The organism is Micromonospora sp. M42 (genome assembly GCF_000568915.1).
Lineage (GTDB): Bacteria > Actinomycetota > Actinomycetes > Mycobacteriales > Micromonosporaceae > Micromonospora > Micromonospora chalcea.
Genome location: NZ_KK037233.1, coordinates 341,217 through 359,535, shown reverse-complemented (window position 1 = coordinate 359,535; position 18,319 = coordinate 341,217). Strand labels below are relative to the sequence as shown.

General features: G+C 70.8%; 19 protein-coding genes. 17 read left to right on the top strand and 2 right to left on the bottom strand.

The window, feature by feature from the left end; genetic code table 11:
- Positions 1-24: 24 nt before the first annotated feature.
- Positions 25-1,650, bottom strand: coding sequence for an ABC transporter substrate-binding protein (locus MCBG_RS01295; RefSeq protein ID WP_043323235.1), 1,626 nt, complete (start codon positions 1,648-1,650; stop codon positions 25-27).
- Complete coding sequence (locus MCBG_RS01290; protein ID WP_043323232.1) at positions 1,647-2,849, bottom strand: dipeptidase; 1,203 nt, start codon at positions 2,847-2,849, stop codon at positions 1,647-1,649. Before MCBG_RS01290 ends, MCBG_RS01295 begins: the two co-directional genes overlap by 4 nt.
- A gap of 324 nt (positions 2,850-3,173) precedes the next feature.
- Between MCBG_RS01290 and MCBG_RS01285 the strand changes: the two genes are divergently transcribed.
- The 17 genes from MCBG_RS01285 (at position 3,174) to MCBG_RS01205 (ending at position 18,278) form a co-directional block, all read left to right on the top strand.
- On the top strand, positions 3,174-3,554 hold the full coding sequence (locus MCBG_RS01285; protein WP_176722809.1) for an ArsR/SmtB family transcription factor: 381 nt from the start codon (positions 3,174-3,176) through the stop codon (positions 3,552-3,554).
- The gene (locus MCBG_RS01280) at positions 3,508-3,975 is read left to right on the top strand and encodes an SRPBCC family protein (protein ID WP_043323230.1); all 468 of its coding nucleotides are present in this window, start codon (positions 3,508-3,510) and stop codon (positions 3,973-3,975) included. The genes MCBG_RS01285 and MCBG_RS01280 overlap by 47 nt, the downstream gene beginning before the upstream one ends.
- A 115-nt stretch (positions 3,976-4,090) precedes the next feature.
- Positions 4,091-5,221: an ABC transporter permease gene (locus tag MCBG_RS01275; RefSeq protein WP_043323227.1), complete on the top strand. Its 1,131-nt coding sequence runs from the start codon at positions 4,091-4,093 to the stop codon at positions 5,219-5,221.
- A complete protein-coding gene (locus tag MCBG_RS01270; RefSeq protein WP_043323225.1) occupies positions 5,218-5,943 on the top strand; it encodes an ABC transporter ATP-binding protein in 726 nt (241 codons plus the stop codon). The genes MCBG_RS01275 and MCBG_RS01270 overlap by 4 nt, the downstream gene beginning before the upstream one ends.
- Before the next feature lie 58 nt (positions 5,944-6,001).
- Positions 6,002-6,586 carry a TetR/AcrR family transcriptional regulator gene (locus MCBG_RS01265; RefSeq protein WP_043323222.1) on the top strand — a complete coding sequence of 195 codons (585 nt, stop codon included), beginning with the start codon at positions 6,002-6,004 and terminating at the stop codon, positions 6,584-6,586.
- A gap of 361 nt (positions 6,587-6,947) precedes the next feature.
- Positions 6,948-8,975, top strand: coding sequence for an oxidoreductase (locus tag MCBG_RS01260; protein ID WP_043323219.1), 2,028 nt, complete (start codon positions 6,948-6,950; stop codon positions 8,973-8,975).
- Between the two features lie 63 nt (positions 8,976-9,038).
- Positions 9,039-10,115, top strand: coding sequence for a class I SAM-dependent methyltransferase (locus MCBG_RS01255; RefSeq protein ID WP_043323216.1), 1,077 nt, complete (start codon positions 9,039-9,041; stop codon positions 10,113-10,115).
- Positions 10,115-10,426, top strand: coding sequence for a hypothetical protein (locus tag MCBG_RS01250; RefSeq protein WP_043323213.1), 312 nt, complete (start codon positions 10,115-10,117; stop codon positions 10,424-10,426). Before MCBG_RS01255 ends, MCBG_RS01250 begins: the two co-directional genes overlap by 1 nt.
- Entirely contained in the window at positions 10,426-10,812 is a 387-nt protein-coding gene (locus MCBG_RS01245) for a nuclear transport factor 2-like protein (RefSeq protein WP_043323211.1), read from the top strand. Before MCBG_RS01250 ends, MCBG_RS01245 begins: the two co-directional genes overlap by 1 nt.
- A gap of 129 nt (positions 10,813-10,941) precedes the next feature.
- The gene (locus MCBG_RS01240; RefSeq protein ID WP_043323209.1) at positions 10,942-12,051 is read left to right on the top strand and encodes an ABC transporter substrate-binding protein; all 1,110 of its coding nucleotides are present in this window, start codon (positions 10,942-10,944) and stop codon (positions 12,049-12,051) included.
- A 75-nt stretch (positions 12,052-12,126) separates the two neighbouring features.
- Positions 12,127-12,906, top strand: coding sequence for an ABC transporter ATP-binding protein (locus tag MCBG_RS01235; RefSeq protein ID WP_043330007.1), 780 nt, complete (start codon positions 12,127-12,129; stop codon positions 12,904-12,906).
- Positions 12,907-12,918: 12 nt separating this feature from the next.
- Positions 12,919-13,770: an ABC transporter permease gene (locus MCBG_RS01230; protein ID WP_043323208.1), complete on the top strand. Its 852-nt coding sequence runs from the start codon at positions 12,919-12,921 to the stop codon at positions 13,768-13,770.
- Between the two features lie 100 nt (positions 13,771-13,870).
- Entirely contained in the window at positions 13,871-14,617 is a 747-nt protein-coding gene (locus tag MCBG_RS01225) for an SDR family NAD(P)-dependent oxidoreductase (protein WP_043323206.1), read from the top strand.
- A 35-nt stretch (positions 14,618-14,652) separates the two neighbouring features.
- Positions 14,653-16,017, top strand: a complete 1,365-nt coding sequence (locus MCBG_RS01220) for a M20/M25/M40 family metallo-hydrolase (RefSeq protein ID WP_043323205.1) — start codon at positions 14,653-14,655, stop codon at positions 16,015-16,017.
- The gene (locus tag MCBG_RS01215; RefSeq protein ID WP_043323203.1) at positions 16,014-16,841 is read left to right on the top strand and encodes an alpha/beta fold hydrolase; all 828 of its coding nucleotides are present in this window, start codon (positions 16,014-16,016) and stop codon (positions 16,839-16,841) included. Before MCBG_RS01220 ends, MCBG_RS01215 begins: the two co-directional genes overlap by 4 nt.
- The gene (locus tag MCBG_RS01210; RefSeq protein ID WP_043323200.1) at positions 16,838-17,302 is read left to right on the top strand and encodes an Ohr family peroxiredoxin; all 465 of its coding nucleotides are present in this window, start codon (positions 16,838-16,840) and stop codon (positions 17,300-17,302) included. The genes MCBG_RS01215 and MCBG_RS01210 overlap by 4 nt, the downstream gene beginning before the upstream one ends.
- A complete protein-coding gene (locus MCBG_RS01205) occupies positions 17,289-18,278 on the top strand; it encodes an EamA family transporter (RefSeq protein ID WP_043323196.1) in 990 nt (329 codons plus the stop codon). Before MCBG_RS01210 ends, MCBG_RS01205 begins: the two co-directional genes overlap by 14 nt.
- The last annotated feature ends 41 nt before the right edge of the window (positions 18,279-18,319 follow it).

Genomic DNA, 18,319 nt, shown 5'->3' with positions numbered 1-18,319 from the left:
CCTCCTCTCCTCTGGTTGGGTGGGTTACTTGACCGGGGTGACCTGGGCCAGCGAGTACGCGGTGACCATGCCGAGCAGGTCCGACGGCGACGGGACGAAGCCGGTGAACTTGCTGGCGTTGTAGGCGAACTGGAAGTTCTCCACGTACAGCGGGGTCAGGTACGCCTGCTCGTGCACGACCTTGTCAATGTTCTTGATCTTGGTCTTGAACGCCTCCACGTCGGTGGTGCCGGCCGCGTCGTTGATCAGCGCGTCCATCTCCGCCGACTCGAGCAGGTTGTAGTTGATGCCACCCGGGTTGCTGGACAGGTAGGTGCTGCGCAGCTGGTCCATCGGGTTGTCGAAGACACCCCACTGCGAGGCGTCGATGTCGTACTCGCCGTTCTTGGTGCGGGTGAGGAAGGTGTTCCGCTCCACGCACTCGTTCTCCAGCTTCACGCCGGCCTTGGCCGCGCTCTCCCGGAACAGCTGCACAACCCGGGTGATGTTGGCGTTGGACTGGTCGCACGCCACGCCGAACTTCAGCTCGTCGAAGAAGCCGTCGTTGTTGGCGTCCTTGTAGCCGGCCGCGCTCAGCTTGGCCTTCGCGCCCTCCGGGTCGAACGGGTACGGCTGCAGCTCGGTGTTGTCGTACTCGGAGAAGATCGGCGAGATCGGGCCGGCCATCTGCTGGCCGTCGCCCTGCAGCACGGCCGAGATGATCCCCTTGGTGTCGACCGCCATCGACAGCGCCTGCCGGACGTCCTGGTCGGCGAGGTACTTGTTCTTCATGTTGTAGGTCAGGTGCGCGAAGCCGAGTGCGCCGACCTTCTTCAGCTTGATCTTGTCGTCGTTCTCGAAGGTCTTCGCCGCCGAGACCGGCACCGGGGTGCCCATCATGTCGATGTCGCCGTTGCGCAGCGCCAGCATCATGGTGTTCACGTCCGGGTAGACCCGGTACTCGACCTGGCTCACCGCGGCCTTGCCACCCGGCGCGAGCGGGTAGTGCTCGTTGCGCTTCATGACGTAGCGCTGGCCCTTGGTGATGCTGTCCAGGACGAACGGCCCGGCGCCGACCCAGTTGGAGTCGTTGGCGAACTTGGACAGGTCACCGGCCGGCTCGAAGACGTGCTTCGGCACGACCGACATCCAGAAGCCGACGCCCTCGGCGAACGGCGCGTACGGCTGCGAGAGCTTGAACTTCACAGTGGTCGCGTCCGGCGCCTCGACCGACTCGACCCAGGTCAGCTTCGCCGCGACGTTGCCGAGCTTGTACTTCATGATCGACTCGGCGGAGAACTTCACGTCCTCGGCGACCACCGGCTTGCCGTCGGTCCACTTGAAGTCGTCGCGCAGCACGAAGACGGCGGTCTTGCCGTCGTCCTCGTAGCGGTACTCCTTGGCCAGCTCGGGCGACTTCTTCGCGTTCTCGTCGATCCGCAGCAGGTGCGGGTACATCGCGTTGAGGATCCACGAGTCGGTCTTGCTCAACGACTGGAGCGGGTTGAAGTTGCTCACGTCGGTGGTGGTGCCGATCCGCAGCACCGAGTCCGACGACGAGCCGCTGGAGGAGGAGGTCTCCTCGTTCAGACCGCAGCCGGAGACACCGAGCGTGGCCGCCACGCCGAGCGCGACAGCGAGCCGCCACCGACCCTTGACTGTCTTGTTCACCAAACCTCCTGAAGAACCCGGATGATGTTGCCGCCGATGACCTTGGCGATCTCGTCGTCGGAGTAACCGTGCGTGACCAACCACCCGACGATGTTGCTGAAGCACTCCGCCGGGTTCTCCATGCCACTCACGTACGGAACCCGAGGGTGGTCCACCACTCCGTGGGCCTTTCCGATCGCCAGGTGCTGGGTAAAGCTGTCGTGCAGTCCGACGTGGTCACCGAAATTGGTGTCCGGGCCGAACGCGACGTGGTCGATGCCGACCAGTTCCACGCAGTAGGTGAAGTGGTCCATCACCGACTCGATCGAGTGGTGCGGGTGGTCGCCGGAGAGGGTGGTGTGCGGAGCGGCCTCGATGCCGATCACGCCACCCCGCTCGGCGCAGGCCCGGATCACCTCGTCCGGCTTCATCCGGGGGGTGTTCCAGACCGAGCGGGCGCCGGCGTGGGTGATGAACACCGGCACCCGGCTGGCCTCGATCACGTCCAGCGACGTCTGGTCGCCGGAGTGCGAGATGTCGATGGCGATCCCGAGCTTGTTCATCCGGTCCACCGCGCGCCGCCCGAAGTGGGTCAACCCGCCGTCGCGGTCCTCGGAGAGGCCGGAACCGAGCATGTTCGCCTGGCTGTACGCGATGCCCATCTGGCGTACGCCGAAGCCGTAGAGGATGTCGATCCGGTCCAGCTCGTTCTCGATCATCGTGGCTGCTTCCAGGCCGGCCACCAGGGCGATCTGCCCGTTGCGCTTGGCCTCGAAGATCTGTTCGAGCGTGGTCGCCACCACCACGTGGTCCTGCTTGGCGACGTCGGCGAAGCGCAGGCCGATGTCGTAGATGACGTCGTCCCACTTCCAGGCGTGCTCGCTGGTCACGCAGCCGGTGCCGTTCATGAAGTTGTCGAAGACCGCGGTCATGCCGGACCGGGCCAGGCCCTCGAACCCGAAGGAGTTGCGGCCGGTGCGGTTGTAGTCGCGCAACTGCGTCACGTCGGCCGGCAGGATCTTCGGGTGCTCGTGCAGCGAGATGGCCATGTGCTCGCGCAGCAGCCGGGAGACGCGGGCACGCTGGTCGTCGGTCAGGCCAAGGTCGTGTTCCGGCACCCGGCCGATCTGTGGCGCGAGCTCGAAGACCTTGTAGTCCACATGCGGCACCAGGTAGTCGAAGGACCGGTATCCGGCGTAGCGGGGGGCGGGTTCCTGCACTGGTCTACTCACCTCGTCAGCTAGAGGCATGAGGAGTGAGGTCTGACCTCATGCCTCGTGGAACGTACCGAGCGCAAGCACGGCACAGGAATACCTCGTGACCTTTCCGTTACCGGAATCGGGGAACATTCCCGCAGGTCGGGACCGGTCTCCGGCAAGCGGGCCGAGCAACTGAGCCGGCCCCGGCCGAATGCACGAGGCGATCGGGCCGAACGGCGGACCGCGCCTCGATCACCCCCAGTGGTCAGACCACTCGACCGCGAAATGCACGCCGAATGCGCGGCAATGGTGAACCAAGGGGTTCAGTGTTGTACGGTGAACCATGTGGTTCAGCAAGAGACGCTCGACCGGGTCTTCGCCAGCCTGGCCGACCCCACCCGACGCGACATCCTGATCCGGCTCGGCACGGGTCCGGCCACCATCAGCGAGCTCACCGGGCCCACCGGGATGAGCCTCACCGGCATGCGCAAGCACGTCCGCGCGCTGGAGGACGCCGGTCTCGTGGTGACGCAGAAGGTCGGCCGGTCCCGACAGTGCCGGCTCAGCGAGGCCCCGCTGGACACGGCGATGGCCTGGATCAGCTTCTACCGGCGCCTCTGGGCACGCCGCCTGGACGGCCTCGACGCCTATCTCACTCTCACCACGGAGGACCGTGACCATGACGCTCCAGATCCACCTGACCCGACAGCTTCCGGGCACGCCTGAGGAGGCGTTCGACGCCTACACCGACGCCGGCAAACAGAAGATCTGGTTCGGCATCCTGGACGAGGAGCCGGGCATCGTGGAGATCGACGTCGACCTGCGGGTCGGCGGGAAGCAGACAGCCGTCTGGGGGCCCTCCCCCGACATGCTGTTCCGCGAGACCCAGACGTTCCTGGAGATCGACCGCCCGCACCGCCTGGTCACCGAGTCCTCCGGCAGCAGCCCGGACGGCGAGACGATGACCACCCGCGTCGAGGTCACCTTCGAGGAGAAGGACGGCGGCACGCTGATGACCGTGACGCAGAGCGGCTTCCCGGCCCCGGAGCTGCGCGACTTCTTCGCCACCGAGGTGTGGACCGGGGCGTTCGCCCGCATCGAGACGTACCTGACGCGGGAGCGCGGGACGCTGCCCTCGCCCGGCTGACCGGCCGCGCCGTCACGGATTGTGGTCGGGTAGACATCGCCGCGTCCCGCTTTTTGCCGACACCGCGTTGATAAGATCGCGACATGGTGTCGACAAACATGAGAGGTGGCGGCTGATGTTCCTGGCCATTCGTGAGCTGGGGTTCGCGCGGCTGCGATTCGCCCTGATGGGAGCCGTGATCGTGCTGATCTCGGTGCTGATGGTGATGCTGTCCGGCCTGTCCGTCGGGCTGGTCCGCGACGGCGTCTCCGGGCTGCAGAACCTTCCGGTCACCTCGTTCGCGTTCGCCCACGGCGTGCAGCACGACTCGGCGTTCTCGCGCAGCGTGGTGGACGCCTCGACGGTGGACACCTGGCGCGAGCAGCCCGGGGTGGCGGAGGCGACCCCGTTCGGCAACACGCTCATCAACGGGCGTACCGACCGGGGCACCGAGGTCGACCTGGCGCTGTTCGGCGTCGAGACCGACTCGTTCCTGTCGCCCGCGGTCAGCGAGGGCGACCGGCTCGGCCCGGCGGACGGGATCGTGGTGAGCCCCACCGCGATCGACGCGGGCCTGCGCGTCGGCGACACCGTGACGGTGGACCGGCTCGGCACGAAGCTGCGGGTCATCGGCGTCACCGAGCAGCAGGACACCTTCGGCCACGTCGACGTGGCGTACGTACCGCTGGCCACCTGGCAGGCGGTCAAGTCCGGCACGCCGGCCGGCACGCAGGTGTCGGCACAGGCCACCCAGGAGATCACCGCCGTCGCGGTCCGCGCGGCCGACGGCGACTCGGTGGACCTGGCCGCGGGCGACAAGGCCGCCGGCACGGAGAGCCTGACGCTGGAGGAGTCCTACGGCGCCTCGCCGGGCTACACCGCCGAGACGACGACGCTCCAGCTGATCCAGGGCTTCCTCTACGCGATCTCGGCGCTCGTGGCCGGCGCGTTCTTCGCGGTCTGGGCGATCCAGCGCAAGCAGGAGGTCGCCGTGCTGCGGGCGCTGGGCGCCTCGACCGGCTGGGTGCTGCGCGACGCCCTCACCCAGGCGCTGATCCTGCTGGCCCTCGCCATCGCCGTCGGCATGGGGATCGGACTCGGCCTCGGCGCGCTGATCTCCGGCGGCAACGTGCCGTTCGCGCTGCACCCGCAGAGCATCGCCGCCGCCGCGACCGGACTGCTCGTGCTCGGCCTGGTCGGCGCGGCAGCCGCCGTCGTCCGCCTCACCTCCATCGACCCGGCGACCGCCCTGGGAGGCAACCGATGAGCAGCCGGACCACAGCATCCCCCTCGACGACGGGCACCGCGCCGACCGACCTCGGCCTGGTCATGCGCGGCGTCCACCTGCGGCACGGCGACGGCGCGGAGACCGTGCACGCGCTCGACAACGTGGACCTGACCGTCGCGCCGGGCGAGCTGGCCGCGATCGTCGGGCCGTCCGGCGCGGGCAAGTCCAGCCTGCTCGCCGTCGCCGGCGGGCTGGCCCGCCCCGATCAGGGCGCCGTCACAGTGGCCGGCCACGACATGACCGTGTCCAGCCGCCGAGCGCGCACCGAGCTTCGCCGCCGGCACGTCGGGTTCGTGTTCCAGTCGGGCAACCTGCTGCCCGCGCTGACCGCCGCCGACCAGCTGCGCCTGCCGCTGCGACTGGGCGGGCGGCGGGACCGCGCCGGACGCGACCCGCTGGAGATGCTCGCGCACGTCGGCCTGGCCGGTAAGGCCGACCGCCGGCCGCACCAGCTCTCCGGCGGCGAGCGCCAGCGCGTCGGCATCGCCCGGGCGCTGATGACACAGCCGTCCGTGCTGCTGGTGGACGAACCGACAGCGGCGCTGGACCGGGCCCGCAGCCACGACATCGTCCAGCTGCTCGCCCAGGAGGCACGGGAGCGGTCGGTGGCGGTGGTCATGGTCACTCACGATCACGACGTGCTGCAGTACTGTGACACCGTCTACGAGATGATCGACGGCAAGCTCGCCACGAGCAGCTGACCGCGACGGCAGGGCGCGACGCGGACCCGGTGCGCGCACCGGAGACTTGGAGGTTGGCGTGCCGAAGATCCAGGCCTCAACCGTCGCCGAGCACCGGGCCGCCCAGCGGGCGGCGCTGCTCGACGCCGCCCGCGCCCTGCTCTCGCAACACCCGGACCAGATCCCCAGCCTCGCCGACGTGGCGCGGCACGCCGGCCTGGCCCGGTCCAGCGCGTACTCCTACTTCAAGTCGCGCACCGACATGTTCGACGTGCTCGTCGCCGACACCTTTCCGCGGTGGTCGGCCTTCGTCGAGAACCGGATGGCCGAGGCCCGCACGCCCGGGTCGAGGATCCTGGCGTACGTCGAGGCCAACCTGCAACTGGTTGCCCGGGGCGACCACGCGCTGGCCCGGGCGATGGCGACAGTCGGCAACAGCGAGGTGCTCGCGACCTCCAGCCGCCTCCTGCACGACAGCCTCGAGGCGCCGCTGCGCGCCGCTCTCGCCGACCACGGGGCGAGCGACCCGAACCGGATGGCCGAGGTCATCCAGTCGATCGTCTACGCCCTCAGCCGCATGATCGAGAACGGCCTCGACCTTCCCTCGGCCACCGGCCTCGCCCGCGAGCTGCTCACGCCGTACGTGCGCCCCGCCGCTGCCTGACCCCCGCCACCGCCGGCACGTCCCACCCGGCCGCCTCGCGGCGAGCGTCCCTCCGAACCGGACAGTGCCGACCCGGCCGACCGAACGATCGAAACGGACCGCCGGCCGGTCGCCGGGCGGCGGCACTGTCATCTCCCGTGGCCGCCCGAACGATCGAGCCACGAATCGACGAACCTTGCCCGCTTGCGTTCCGCCTAGTGGAACAGCAGGTCAGAGGCAGTACGGTTCGGTAAGTTACCGATCAGTAGCCTGTTGACGGAGACCGGCGTCACCCCTACCGTTCCACTCAATCGAACGGCGTACGGTTCAACCGAACGCTCTCGGCCATGCCGAGCGCGGCCCGAAACAGGAAGTCCGAGGCATGCCTGACGACAAGCTTCTCGCTCTTCTCTCCCCCACCCGGCTCGGTCGTCTCACACTGCGGAACCGGGTCTTCGTCCCCGGTCACACCACCAACTTCGGACTGAACAACGTGCCCACCGGGCGCCACGTGGCCTACCACGCGGAGCGCGCCCGGGGCGGCGTCGGCCTGATCATCACCGAGGCGATCCGCGTGCACCCCACGAGCGCGGGCCGCAGCATCAGCCTCGGCAGCTTCGACGACTCGTCGATCCCGGCGTACGCGGCGGTGACCGAGGCCGTGCACGAGCACGGCGCGCGCATCTTCGCCCAGATCATGCACGCCGGCCGGCAGGCGAACGGGGACGCGACCCGCACCGCCGCCTGGTCCTCGTCACCGGTGCCGTGGGCGGCCGGCTCACACGTGCCGCACGCGATGGGACGCCGGGACATCGCCGTCGTCGTCGAGGCGTTCGCCGCCGCCGCCCGGCGGATGCGTGATGCCGGCTTCGACGGCCTGGAGGTGCACGCCGGCCACGGCCATTTGCTGCAGCAGTTCCTCTCGCCGCACACCAACACCCGCGCCGACTCCTACGGCGGCAGCCTCGACAACCGGATGCGGCTGACCCGTGAGGTGCTCACCGCGGTGCTGGCCGCCGCGCCGGACCTGCCCGTCGGACTGCGGGTCAGCGCCGACGAGTTCCTGCCCGGCGGTCTCGACCCGGCCGCGGTGCTGGAGATCGTCGGCAAGCTGCGCGCCGACTTCCCGCTCGCCTACGTGCACGTCAGCCACTCCGCCTACCACGGCAGCTGGTCGCTCGCGACGCAGATGGCGGACATGAGCTTCGGCCACGCCCCGTTCCGGCACCACGCGGCGCTGTTCAAGCAGGAGTTCCCGGACCTGCCGGTGCTCGCGGTGTGCCGGCTGGACAGCCTGCCGGAGGCCGCCGAGCTCGTCGCCGCCGGCGAGGCCGACCTGGTCGGTCTGGCCCGCCCGCACATCGCCGACCCGCACCTGGTCCGCAAGGCCGAGCAGGGCCGCCAGCACGAGGTACGCGCCTGCCTCGCCTGCAACCAGGGCTGCATCGGCCGGCTGGAGACCAGCCTGCCGATCTCCTGCGTGGTCAACCCGGAGGTCGGCGCCGAGCGGGAATGGGCGCAGGCCTGGCCGGAGCTGCCCGGACCGTCCGGCGCGCGGAAGGTCCTCGTCGTCGGTGGCGGCCCGGCCGGCCTGGAGGCCGCCCTCTCCGCCCACCGGGCCGGGCACCAGGTGTCGGTGGTCGAGGCGCGCGGGCACCTCGGCGGGCAGGTGGAACTGGCCGCGCGCGTACCCGGACGGGAACGGCTCGGCCTACTCACCCGCGACCTGGCCCGCGACGTCGAGGCCGCCGGCATCCCGGTACGCCTCGACCACCGCATCGGCGTCGAGGACGTGCTGGCCGGCGGCTACCAGGACGTCGTCCTGGCCACCGGCTCCCGGCCCACCCGGCGGGAGCTGCCCGGCGGCCCGCCGGTGATCGACATCTGGCAGGCCGTCGACGCGCTGAGCGACCCCGACTTCCGGCCGACCGGCGCCGTCGTCGTGCTCGACGACGAGGGCACCTGGGCCGCCGCCTCGGTGGCCGAAGGGCTGGCCCGGCGCGGCGCCCGCGTCCACCTGGTCTCCCCCACCGCCTCGGTGAGCGCCAAGATCACCACGTACTCGCGGCTGGCGCTGCTCAAGCGCTTCGCGGACCTGGGGATCGCGGTGCACCCGATGCGCACGGCGCGCCCGGCGGGCGCCGACGCGGTCGCCCTGGGCGGTCCGCTCGCCGGCGCCGACACCCTCGTCGAGGGCGTCACCACAGTCGTCGACGCCGGCTCGCCGCAGGCCGCCGACGAGTTGTACCGGCAGCTCGACGCGCTGCCCGACGGTCCCCGGATCCACGTCGTCGGCGACGCGAACGCCCCCCGCACGGCCTTCGAGGCCGTCTACGAGGGACGCATGGCGGGTGCGTTCCTCGGCCGCTACGACACCGCGTCCGCAGATCGCGTGCGGTACGCCCACTGACCCGTCCATCCCGGTCGCGGCCCGCCGCGGACCGGTCCTCCCCCACCTGAAGAGGAGACACGCATGCTGGACATCGAGGAGCGCCTCACCCTGGATGAGCGTTCCGCCGTGGACTTCGTCCTCGGCCTGCGCAAGCGCTGGGCGGACACCGTCTACCCGGCGCTGCGCGAGGAGTACGGCGCCACCGGCGCGGCGGCCACCACGGTCGGCGACGCGAGCCAGGTGCTGCGCGGCCTTCCGCTCTACCCGTGGTTCAGCCACCTGGAGCGGGTGCAGCAGAAGATGCTGTGGAAGGTCGCCGGCGACGCGGTGCTCAGCCGCCGCGAGGAGCTGACCGACCAGCTGACGTCGGTGCCCGAGCAGCCGAAGGGCTCGCTGGAGCTGAACCCAGACCTGGAACTGCCCGACTGGTACACCGACTACGACATCCACATCCAGCCCGGCAGCTTCTTCTCCGACGACATGTCGGCCTACGTGTACGAGTTCGGGGCGCGCATCGTCATGCTGCGCGACAACGACGGCTACAAGTTCCACACGCTGTTCGCCAAGACCGCCCTGCCCGAGCTGCCCGCGGCGACCCGGATCGTGGACATCGGATGCGGCTTCGGCAAGAGCACCCGGCCGCTGCCCGCCAAGTACCCGTCCGCGCAGGTGATCGGCGTGGACCTGGCCGCGCCGGGTCTGCGGCTGGCCCACGCCGAGGCCGAGGCGACCGGGCTGGCGATCGACTACCGGCAGGCCGACGGCCGGGCCACCGGCATCGAGTCGGGCAGCTGCGACGTGGTCACCGGCACGATGGTGCTGCACGAGATGCCGGCCACCGCGATCCGGGAAACGATCGTGGAGGCGGCGCGCCTGCTCAAGCCGGGCGGCTCGCTGCGCTTCCTGGAGTTCATGCTCACCGGCGACCCGCTGCGCGACGCCACCGTCTACGAGCACGCCGAGCGCAACAACGAGCCGTTCTTCCACGACCTGTTCGGCTCGGACCTGATCGAGGTCTGCGCCGAGGCGGGCCTGACCGACGTGTCGTGGACCCCGTTCGACGAGCGCCGCAACGGCGTCCAGCCGCAGGGCTGGGGCGACCGTCCCGAGTGGCACTTCCCCTGGGCCGTACTGGCCGCGACCAAGCCGGAGGCGTGATGAGCACCGAGTTCGACTACTTCGGAGACCCCAAGGTCGGCAAGCTGCTCGACCTGGTGCTGCAGCTCTCCACCGAGCTGCACGTGACCCGGCAGCGGGTACGTGTGGTCGAGGCGCTGCTGACCCGTTCCGGCGTGCTGACCGAGGGCGCCGTCGACGGGTTCGCCTCCACCGAGGAGGAGCAGCGGGTCCTCGACCGCGAGCGGGACGCGCTGCTGGCCCGCCTGATGCGCATCCTCACCGAGCACGGCCCCGCGGAGCACCCGCTGCGGGACCAGTGGGAGGCGGCGCTGAGCGAGAAGACCGGCTGATGAGCGCACCGGACGCGCCCGGGCTGATCGACAGCTACCTGCAGCTGTGTGAGGACCGCCGGCTCGACGAGGCCGGCGCGTTCCTCGCGCCGCAGGCCCGGCTGGTCTTCCCGGGCGGCCGGGAGTACTCCTCGCTGCGGGAGATGGCGGCCGCCTCGACCGGGACCTACCGGTGGGTGCGCAAGCACCGGGACCGCTACCTGGTGGGTGACGACAACGGGCGGGTCACCGTGACCTCGCTCGGGCGGCTGTACGGGGAGTGGCTCGACGGCACGCCGTTCGAGGACATCCGCTACGCGGACGTGTTCGTGCTCGACGGCGCGCTGATCGTCGAGCAGCACGTCTACAACGACCTGGCACTGGTCGCGTCGCTGCGCGACGCCTGAGGGCACTGGGGCGTCGCCGCGCGACGCCTGACGGCAACTGTCGCGTCGCGCCGCGACGCCTGATACCCCGCCTCCGCCGCCACGGCGGCGGAGGCGGTCTCCCCCGACTCACGACGAAGGTGTGTGCATATGAAACGGAAATGGGCACTGCTCCCGGCGGCGCTGGCCGCCACGCTGGTTCTCTCCGCCTGCGGCGGCGGCTCCGACGACGAGGCCGGCGGCGAGGGCAAGGAGGCGAAGCTGACCATGGCCATCGCCTCCGCCGTGATCGGCCCGAAGGAGGAGGTGGCCGTCTACGCGGTCGCCAAGGAACTCGGCTACTTCGCCGAGGAGAAGCTGACCGTCGAGACGATCAACGCCGACGGCTCGGTCGCCGCCCTCCAGGCGGTCGCCTCCGGCAGCGGCGACATCACCCCGGCCGACGCCGGCTCGGCGCTCGGCGCGGTGGAGAAGAACGTGCCGATCAAGGCCATCGGCGGCCTGGTGCAGAACTGGCCGTGGGTGATGGCGGTGAAGCCGGACTCCCCGATCACCGGCGGCGCGGACCTGCGCGGCAAGAAGATCGGCGTGATCAGCCTTGCCTCCGGCTCGGCCCCGTACGCCCGCGCCTACGTCAAGGCCGCCGGGCTGGACCCGGCCAAGGACGTCGAGCTGCTGCCGGTGGGCGTCGGCGCGCAGGCCGCCGCCGCGCTCAACGACGGCAAGGTCGACATGCTGGCGCTCTACACCCAGGCGTACGCGGTCATCGAGAACGCCGGCACCCAGCTGAAGTACCTGACCAACCCGGACGTGTTCACCGGCATCCGGTCGCTCACCTTCAGCGTCGGCGCCCGTGACTTCGACGCCAAGAAGGACTCGTACGAGCGGTTCCTGCGCGCGGCGTACAAGGCGATGCTCTTCTCGGCCAAGAACCCCGAGGCCGCCATGAAGATCGGCTACAAGGTCTTCCCGCAGATCCTCGCCGGCAAGTCCGCCGACGAGCGGCTCAAGGCGGACACCGAGAGCCTCGCCGCGTGGCTGAAGACGGCCACGCCGGCCAGCGGCGAGCCGGAGCAGTTCGGTGACTGGGGCGCGATCAGCGACGACGAGTGGGCGAAGACCCAGGCGTACACCAAGGAGGCCGGCCAGATCTCCGGTGACGTCGACCTGAAGAAGCTCTGGGACCCGAGCCTGCTCTCCGGCGCGAACAACTTCGACAAGGCCGCGGTGCTCAGCAAGGCCGCGAACTACACCGCCTAGCAGCGGACAGCGGAAGGGATTTCGATGGCCATCAAGGCGACGGCCCGCCGGGCGCAGACGCAGGCTCCGGCATCGGTGTCGGAAGACTCCTGGATCGAGATCGACGGGCTGGACAAGGAGTACCGGCCCCGGAAGTCGGCACCGACCCTGGCGTTGAGCGACATCAACCTGACGGTACGTCGCGGCGAGTTCATCTCGGTCGTGGGACCGTCCGGGTGCGGCAAGACCACTTTGCTGAAGATCCTCGCCGGGCTCAGCCCGAAGACCGGCGGCGCGGTACGGATCGCCGGGCGGGACGTGACGAAGCCCCTTCCCGAGGTCGGGATGGTGTTCCAGGCACCGACGCTGCTGCCCTGGCGCACCATCTTCGACAACGTGATGGTGCCGGCGGAGATCCAGCGACTGGATCCCCGCCGGCACCGGGAACGCGCGCAGCAACTGCTCGAGATGGTCGGTCTCAACGGCTTCGAGCAGAAGTACCCGCACGAGCTCAGCGGCGGTATGCAGCAGCGGGCCGGCATCTGCCGGGCGCTCGTGCACGACCCGGCGGTGCTGCTGATGGACGAGCCGTTCGGCGCGCTCGACGCGATGACCCGCGAGTACATGAACGTGGAGCTGCTGCGGATCTGGCAGGAGAGCAACCAGACGATCGTGCTGGTCACGCACTCCATCCCGGAGGCGGTCTTCCTCTCCGACCGGGTGGTGGTGCTCAGCCCGCGGCCGGGCCGCATCGCCGAGGTCATGGACATCGACCTGGAACGGCCGCGTGAGCTCGGCATCATGTCGTCCGACCGGGCCGGGGTCTATGTGGAACGGATCCGCCGACACTTCAACGCCGCCGGCGTAATCGACTGACGAGGGACAGCCATGGCAACAAGCAACCTGGTCCGCAAGCCGGCCCAGCCACCGGCGCCGTCCGCCCGGCCCGCCCGGCGCAAGTTCGACCTGCGGGAGAAGCCCCAGCTCTGGCTGGTCCCGACGGTCTTCGTCGTGGTCGTGCTGGCCTGGGAGTACGGCGTCCAGCTCCTCGGCGTCGACGAGTACGTCCTGCCGCTGCCGTCGAGCGTGGTCGAGTCGCTGTGGCAGCAGCTCGGCGACGACCAGTTCTGGGGTCACTTCTGGGTGACCACGCAGGAGGCGCTGCTCGGGTTCGTGATCGGCGTCGGCGCCGCCCTGGTGCTCGGCACGTTCATCTCCCAGATCAAGATCGTCGAAGCCACGCTGATGCCGTACATCGTGGCCTTCCAGACCGTGCCCAAGGTCGCCCTGGCCCCGCTGTTCGTGGTCTGGTTCGGTTTCGGCCTGACCAGCAAGGTGGTCATGGCCGCGGTGATCTCGTTCTTCCCGATGCTGGTGAACGTCATCGAGGGTCTGCGCGCGGCCGACGCCGACAAGATCCAGATGCTGACGGTGTTCGGCGCGAGCAAGGCGCAGATCTTCCGGATGGTGCGGCTGCCCAGCGCGCTGCCGTTCATCTTCGCCGGCCTGGACATCGGCATCGTCTTCGCCATCCTCGGCGCGGTCGTCGGCGAGTTCATCGGCGCCAAGGAGGGCCTGGGCTACCTGCTGCTGCAGACCAACTACAACTTCGACATCGCCGGCATGTTCGCCGTGCTGGTGGTGCTGTCGCTGATGGGTCTGGTGGCGCACTTCGTGATCCGGCTGCTGCAGAAGCGGCTGGCCTTCTGGGCCGAGGACACGAAGGTGATCGGCGCGTGACGGCAGTGGACGGGACCGCCGTCACGTGTTGGGGGCACCGGTCGGGCGTGCGCAACGCCCGCCCGGCCGGTGGCCGGACCGGAAAGGCAGGACACGCGACATGAACACCGACCCGAACCGGTTCGACGGCCGGGTGGCAGTGGTGACCGGGGCGGCCCGCGGCATCGGGGCCCGCATCGCGGCGACGCTCGCGCAGCGCGGGGCCACCGTGGCCCAGGCCGACCTGCTCGACGACTGGAGCGAGGCCGAGCTGTCCGGCGGCGCGCACACCCGGCACCGGGTCGACGTCCGGTCGGCCGGCTCCTGCGCCGCGCTGGTGGACGAGGTCCTGGACTCCCACGGCCGCCTGGACCTGCTGGTGAACAACGCCGGGATCGTCCGGCGCGGGCCGGCGGCCACGATGTCCGAGCAGGACTTCACCGACGTCCTGGACGTCAACCTCACCGGCACGTTCCGGATGTGCCAGGCCGCGTACCCGGCGCTGCGGCAGACGAGCGGCGCGGTGGTGAACATCGGCTCCACGAACGGGCACATCGCGGTGCTGAACACGCTCGGCTACTGCGTGAGCAAGGCCGGCGTGATGCACATGGCGCGCGTGCTGGCCCTGGAGTGGGCGCCCGACCGGATCCGGGTCAACGCCGTCGGACCGACCATCGTGCCCACCGACATGACCTCCGACGTACGTGGCGACGAGGCGTACCTCGCGGACAAGATGGCGAGCATCCCGCTGGGCCGGATGGCGCAGCCGCAGGACGTCGCCAACGCGGTCGCCTACCTGCTGAGCGACGCCGCCGCCATGACCACCGGCCAGACGATCTTCGTCGACGGCGGCGTCACCATCCACTGACTTTCCCCTCTCCGACCCCTTCTGTGAGGACCACCATGCCCAAACCGGATACCGCGGCCGCGCTGGCGGCCGTCGACGCCCACTTCGACGAGTTCGTCGAGGAGCTCCAGCAGCTGTGCCGCATCCGCAGCCGCCGCCAGGAGCCGGAGCAGATGGAGGCCACCGCCGAGTTCATCGCCGGATCGGTCCGCCGCTGGGGCGGCGAGGCCGAGATCATCCCGTGGGAGCAGTCGTACCCGTACGTGCTGGCCGAGGTGGCTGGCGAGGGCGACAAGGCGCTGCTGCACTTCACGCACTACGACGTGGAGGTCGAGCCGGCCGGTGACGACGCCGACTGGATCAGCCCGCCCTACGCGGCGGAGATCCACGACGGCCGGCTCTACGCCCGGGGCGTGGCCGACGACAAGGGCGTCATCATGTCCCGCATCCACGCGGCGGCGGCCTGGAAGCTCGCCGGGCTCACCCCGCCGGTGACCAACCGGATCATCTTCGAGGGCAAGAAGTGGCTGCACAGCCCGGGTCTGGGCTCGTTCGTACAGGCGCACGCCGACCGGCTCGCCAGCGACGCGGCGCTGTGGGAGAACTCCTGGCTCGACGGCGAGGACCGGCTGCTGCTCAAGCTGGCCGAGAAGGGCGTGCTCTACCTGCGCCTCACCGCGCAGACCCTGCCGCGTGACCTGACCAGCCAGAACACCGCGCTGCTGCCGGCCGCCACGGCGCGCCTGGCCGCCGCCCTGGCGCAGCTGCAGCGGCCCGACGGCACCGTGACGATCCCCGGCTTCGCCGACGACGCACGGCCGCCGACGGACGAGGAGCGGGCGCTGCTGGAGAAGGTGGCGTTCGACGGGGACTTCCTGCGCAAGCGGGCCCAGGTCGAGCGGTTCACCGGCGACCTGGACGACCAGGCCGCGGCGGTGGCCATCCGGACCGTGCCGACGCTGACCGTGGCCGGCATCGCCGGTGGCGACATGCGTGACGACGTGACGCTGGGCATCCCGTCGACGGCGTCGGCGAAGCTGGAGATCCGGCTGGTGCCGGGCCAGGACCCGGAGCGCGTCCTCGGGTGCGTGCGCGACCACCTGGCCGCGACCGGCTTCGGTGACCTGCGCATCGAGGTGATGGCGACCAGCCGGCCCAACCTCACCGACCACCGGGACCCGTTCGTCGCGCTCGTCGCGGACGCGGCCCGCCGGGTGTACGGGACCGAGCCGGTGATCGAGCCGTACACGCAGTGGATCGGCAACCAGGGCGTGATCGCCGACCGGCCCATCGTCGGCGTCGGCGTCTCCCGGGCCGACTCCGGCGTGGACGGCCCGAACGAGAACATCCGGCTGGACGACTACAAGGCCGGCATCAAGCACGTCATCGAGGTCATGGCGGCGCTGGCGGTGGCCGAGTGACCCGGGCCCGCGGCGTGGCCCGCCGCGCCTACGTCGACGTGCCGTGGGGTCAGGTGCACTACCGGCACGGCGGCGACGCCGACGCACCGGTGCTGCTGATCCTGCACCAGTCCCCGCTCTCCTCGGCCACCTACGACGCGGTCATCGAGCCGCTGGCCCGCCGCGGCCTGCGGGTGATCGCCCCGGACACGCCGGGCTTCGGGATGTCCGACGCCCCGCCGCGCCCGTGGTCCATCCCCGAGTACGCGGCCGGCGTGTGGCAGTTCGCCGACGCCCTCGGGCTGTCCAAGGTGCACCTGCTCGGGCAGCACACCGGCGCGATCGTCGGCGCGCAGGCGCTGATGTCGGCGCCGGAGCGGGTGCACCGGCTGATCCTGCAGGGCATCCCGCTCTACGACGAGCAGGAGCGGGCGGAGAAGAAGCGGTCGTACGCGCCCGGCTACTCCCCGGACCGCGACGGCGGGCACCTGAAGGTGATCTGGGACCGGGTGTACGGCCTGTACCCGGCGCTGACCCCGGAGGAGGCGAACCGCCAGGTCACCGAGTACCTGCTGACCGGTCCGGACTACGCCACCGCGTACCGGGCGGTGTTCGACCACCACGTCGACACGGCCGCCCTGGACGCGCTGCCCATCGTGCTGCTGCACGGCGCCGACGACCTGCTGGACCGGATGACGCCGCAGGTGCGGGCCGCGCTGCCCAGCGCCGAGCTGGTCACCATCCCCGGCGGCACCGACTTCGTGGCCGACGAGCAGCCGGAGGCGTTCGCCGACGCGGTCGCCGCGCAGGTGCACGCGGACCTGGGAACGGAGGTGCCGGCATGAACGTCGGCACCCCGGCGTCCGAGGCGAAGGTCGTACCGGCGAACACCGTCTACACCGCGAAGGTGGAGGTGTCCGGCGGCCGGGGCGGAAGCGCCCGGTCGCTGACCGGGTCGCTGCGGGTCGACCTGACCCGTCCCGCCCAGCGGGGCCCGGACGCGCCCGGCACCGACCCGGAGGAGCTGTTCGCCGCCGGCTACGCCGCGTGCTTCGACAGCGCGCTCGCCGTCGCCGCCCGCCAGGCCGGCGTCAAGCCCGGCCCGACGACTGTCACCGCCTCGGTCTCCCTCGGGCAGACCGACGACGGCCGGTACGCGATCGCCGTGGTGCTGGACGTGTCCGCGCCGCAGTGCCCGCAGGCCGACCTGGAGCGCGCGGTGGAGCTGGCCGACCGGATGTGTCCGTACTCGAACGCCCTCCGGGGCAACACCGCGGTGGCGATCCGGGTAAATGGACACCGCTGACGTGACCCGGCCCGCGGCGGCCCGCCACCCGGCGGATCCGCCGCGGCCCGCCGGCCCGATGGCCCTGGCCGTCGGGCTCGGCGCGGTCTACCTGATCTGGGGCTCGACCTACCTGGGCAACCGGGTGGCCCTGGACAGCATTCCGCCGCTGGTGGCCACCTCGGCCCGGTTCCTGGCCGCGGCGCTGCTGCTGTTCGCGGTGGCGGCGCTGTGGCGGGGACCGGCGGGGCTGCTGCTGCCCCGGCGGCAGTGGACCGGGGTGGGTGCCAGCGGGCTGCTGATGGTCGGCGCCGGCAGCGCGCTGCTGGCGCTGGGCCAGCTGTACGTGCCGACGGGTCTGACCTCGCTGCTGGTGGCCGGGATGCCGCTGTGGGTGCTGGTGCTGCGGCTGGTGGTCGGTCCGCGGCCGTCCCCGCTGGCGGCCGTGGGCGTACTCGGCGGTGTGGTCGGGCTGGCGCTGCTGTTCGCGGTGCCGACGCAGGGGTGGCACCTCGGCGGGATGCTGCTGGTGGTGCTCTCCACGATGGTGTGGGCGCTGGGCTCGACGCTGTCGCAGCGGCTGCGCATGCCGGCCGACCACCTGGTCGGCACCGGCTGGCAGATGCTCGTGGGCGGTCTCGCGGTGGCGGTGGCCAGCCTGGCCAGCGGTGAGCTGAGCGGGTTCCGCCTGTCCGACGTGACGGGCCGGTCCTGGCTGGCCTGGACCTACCTGATGCTCGTGTCCACGGTGGTCGGCTTCAGCGTCTACACGTGGCTGCTGCGCAACGCGCCGATCCAGCTCGCGTCCACCTACGCGTACGTCAACCCGGTGGTGGCGGTCCTGCTCGGCATGATGGTGCTGGATGAGTCGTTGTCCGGACGTCAGGTGCTCGCCGGCGCCGTGGTGCTCGCCTCGGTGGCACTGGTGATCGCGCGGGAGCGACCCCGGCAGCCGGACGGCCTGCCGCCCGGGAAGACTCCGGTCGCGCCCGCCTGAGGCCCGGCGATCCCGCCCTACGTCGACAGTGGAGGAGAGAA

Bases quoted from the DNA above. Each gene is read 5' to 3' on its own strand.
- MCBG_RS01260 (WP_043323219.1), top strand. From the start codon at position 6,948: ATGCCTGACGACAAGCTTCTCGCTCTTCTCTCCCCCACCCGGCTCGGT.
- MCBG_RS01275 (WP_043323227.1), top strand. From the start codon at position 4,091: ATGTTCCTGGCCATTCGTGAGCTGGGGTTCGCGCGGCTGCGATTCGCC.
- MCBG_RS01240 (WP_043323209.1), top strand. From the start codon at position 10,942: ATGAAACGGAAATGGGCACTGCTCCCGGCGGCGCTGGCCGCCACGCTG.
- MCBG_RS01205 (WP_043323196.1), top strand. From the start codon at position 17,289: ATGGACACCGCTGACGTGACCCGGCCCGCGGCGGCCCGCCACCCGGCG.
- MCBG_RS01255 (WP_043323216.1), top strand. From the start codon at position 9,039: ATGCTGGACATCGAGGAGCGCCTCACCCTGGATGAGCGTTCCGCCGTG.
- MCBG_RS01250 (WP_043323213.1), top strand. From the start codon at position 10,115: ATGAGCACCGAGTTCGACTACTTCGGAGACCCCAAGGTCGGCAAGCTG.
- MCBG_RS01210 (WP_043323200.1), top strand. From the start codon at position 16,838: ATGAACGTCGGCACCCCGGCGTCCGAGGCGAAGGTCGTACCGGCGAAC.
- MCBG_RS01280 (WP_043323230.1), top strand. From the start codon at position 3,508: ATGACGCTCCAGATCCACCTGACCCGACAGCTTCCGGGCACGCCTGAG.
- MCBG_RS01225 (WP_043323206.1), top strand. From the start codon at position 13,871: ATGAACACCGACCCGAACCGGTTCGACGGCCGGGTGGCAGTGGTGACC.
- MCBG_RS01220 (WP_043323205.1), top strand. From the start codon at position 14,653: ATGCCCAAACCGGATACCGCGGCCGCGCTGGCGGCCGTCGACGCCCAC.
- MCBG_RS01270 (WP_043323225.1), top strand. From the start codon at position 5,218: ATGAGCAGCCGGACCACAGCATCCCCCTCGACGACGGGCACCGCGCCG.
- MCBG_RS01245 (WP_043323211.1), top strand. From the start codon at position 10,426: ATGAGCGCACCGGACGCGCCCGGGCTGATCGACAGCTACCTGCAGCTG.
- MCBG_RS01230 (WP_043323208.1), top strand. From the start codon at position 12,919: ATGGCAACAAGCAACCTGGTCCGCAAGCCGGCCCAGCCACCGGCGCCG.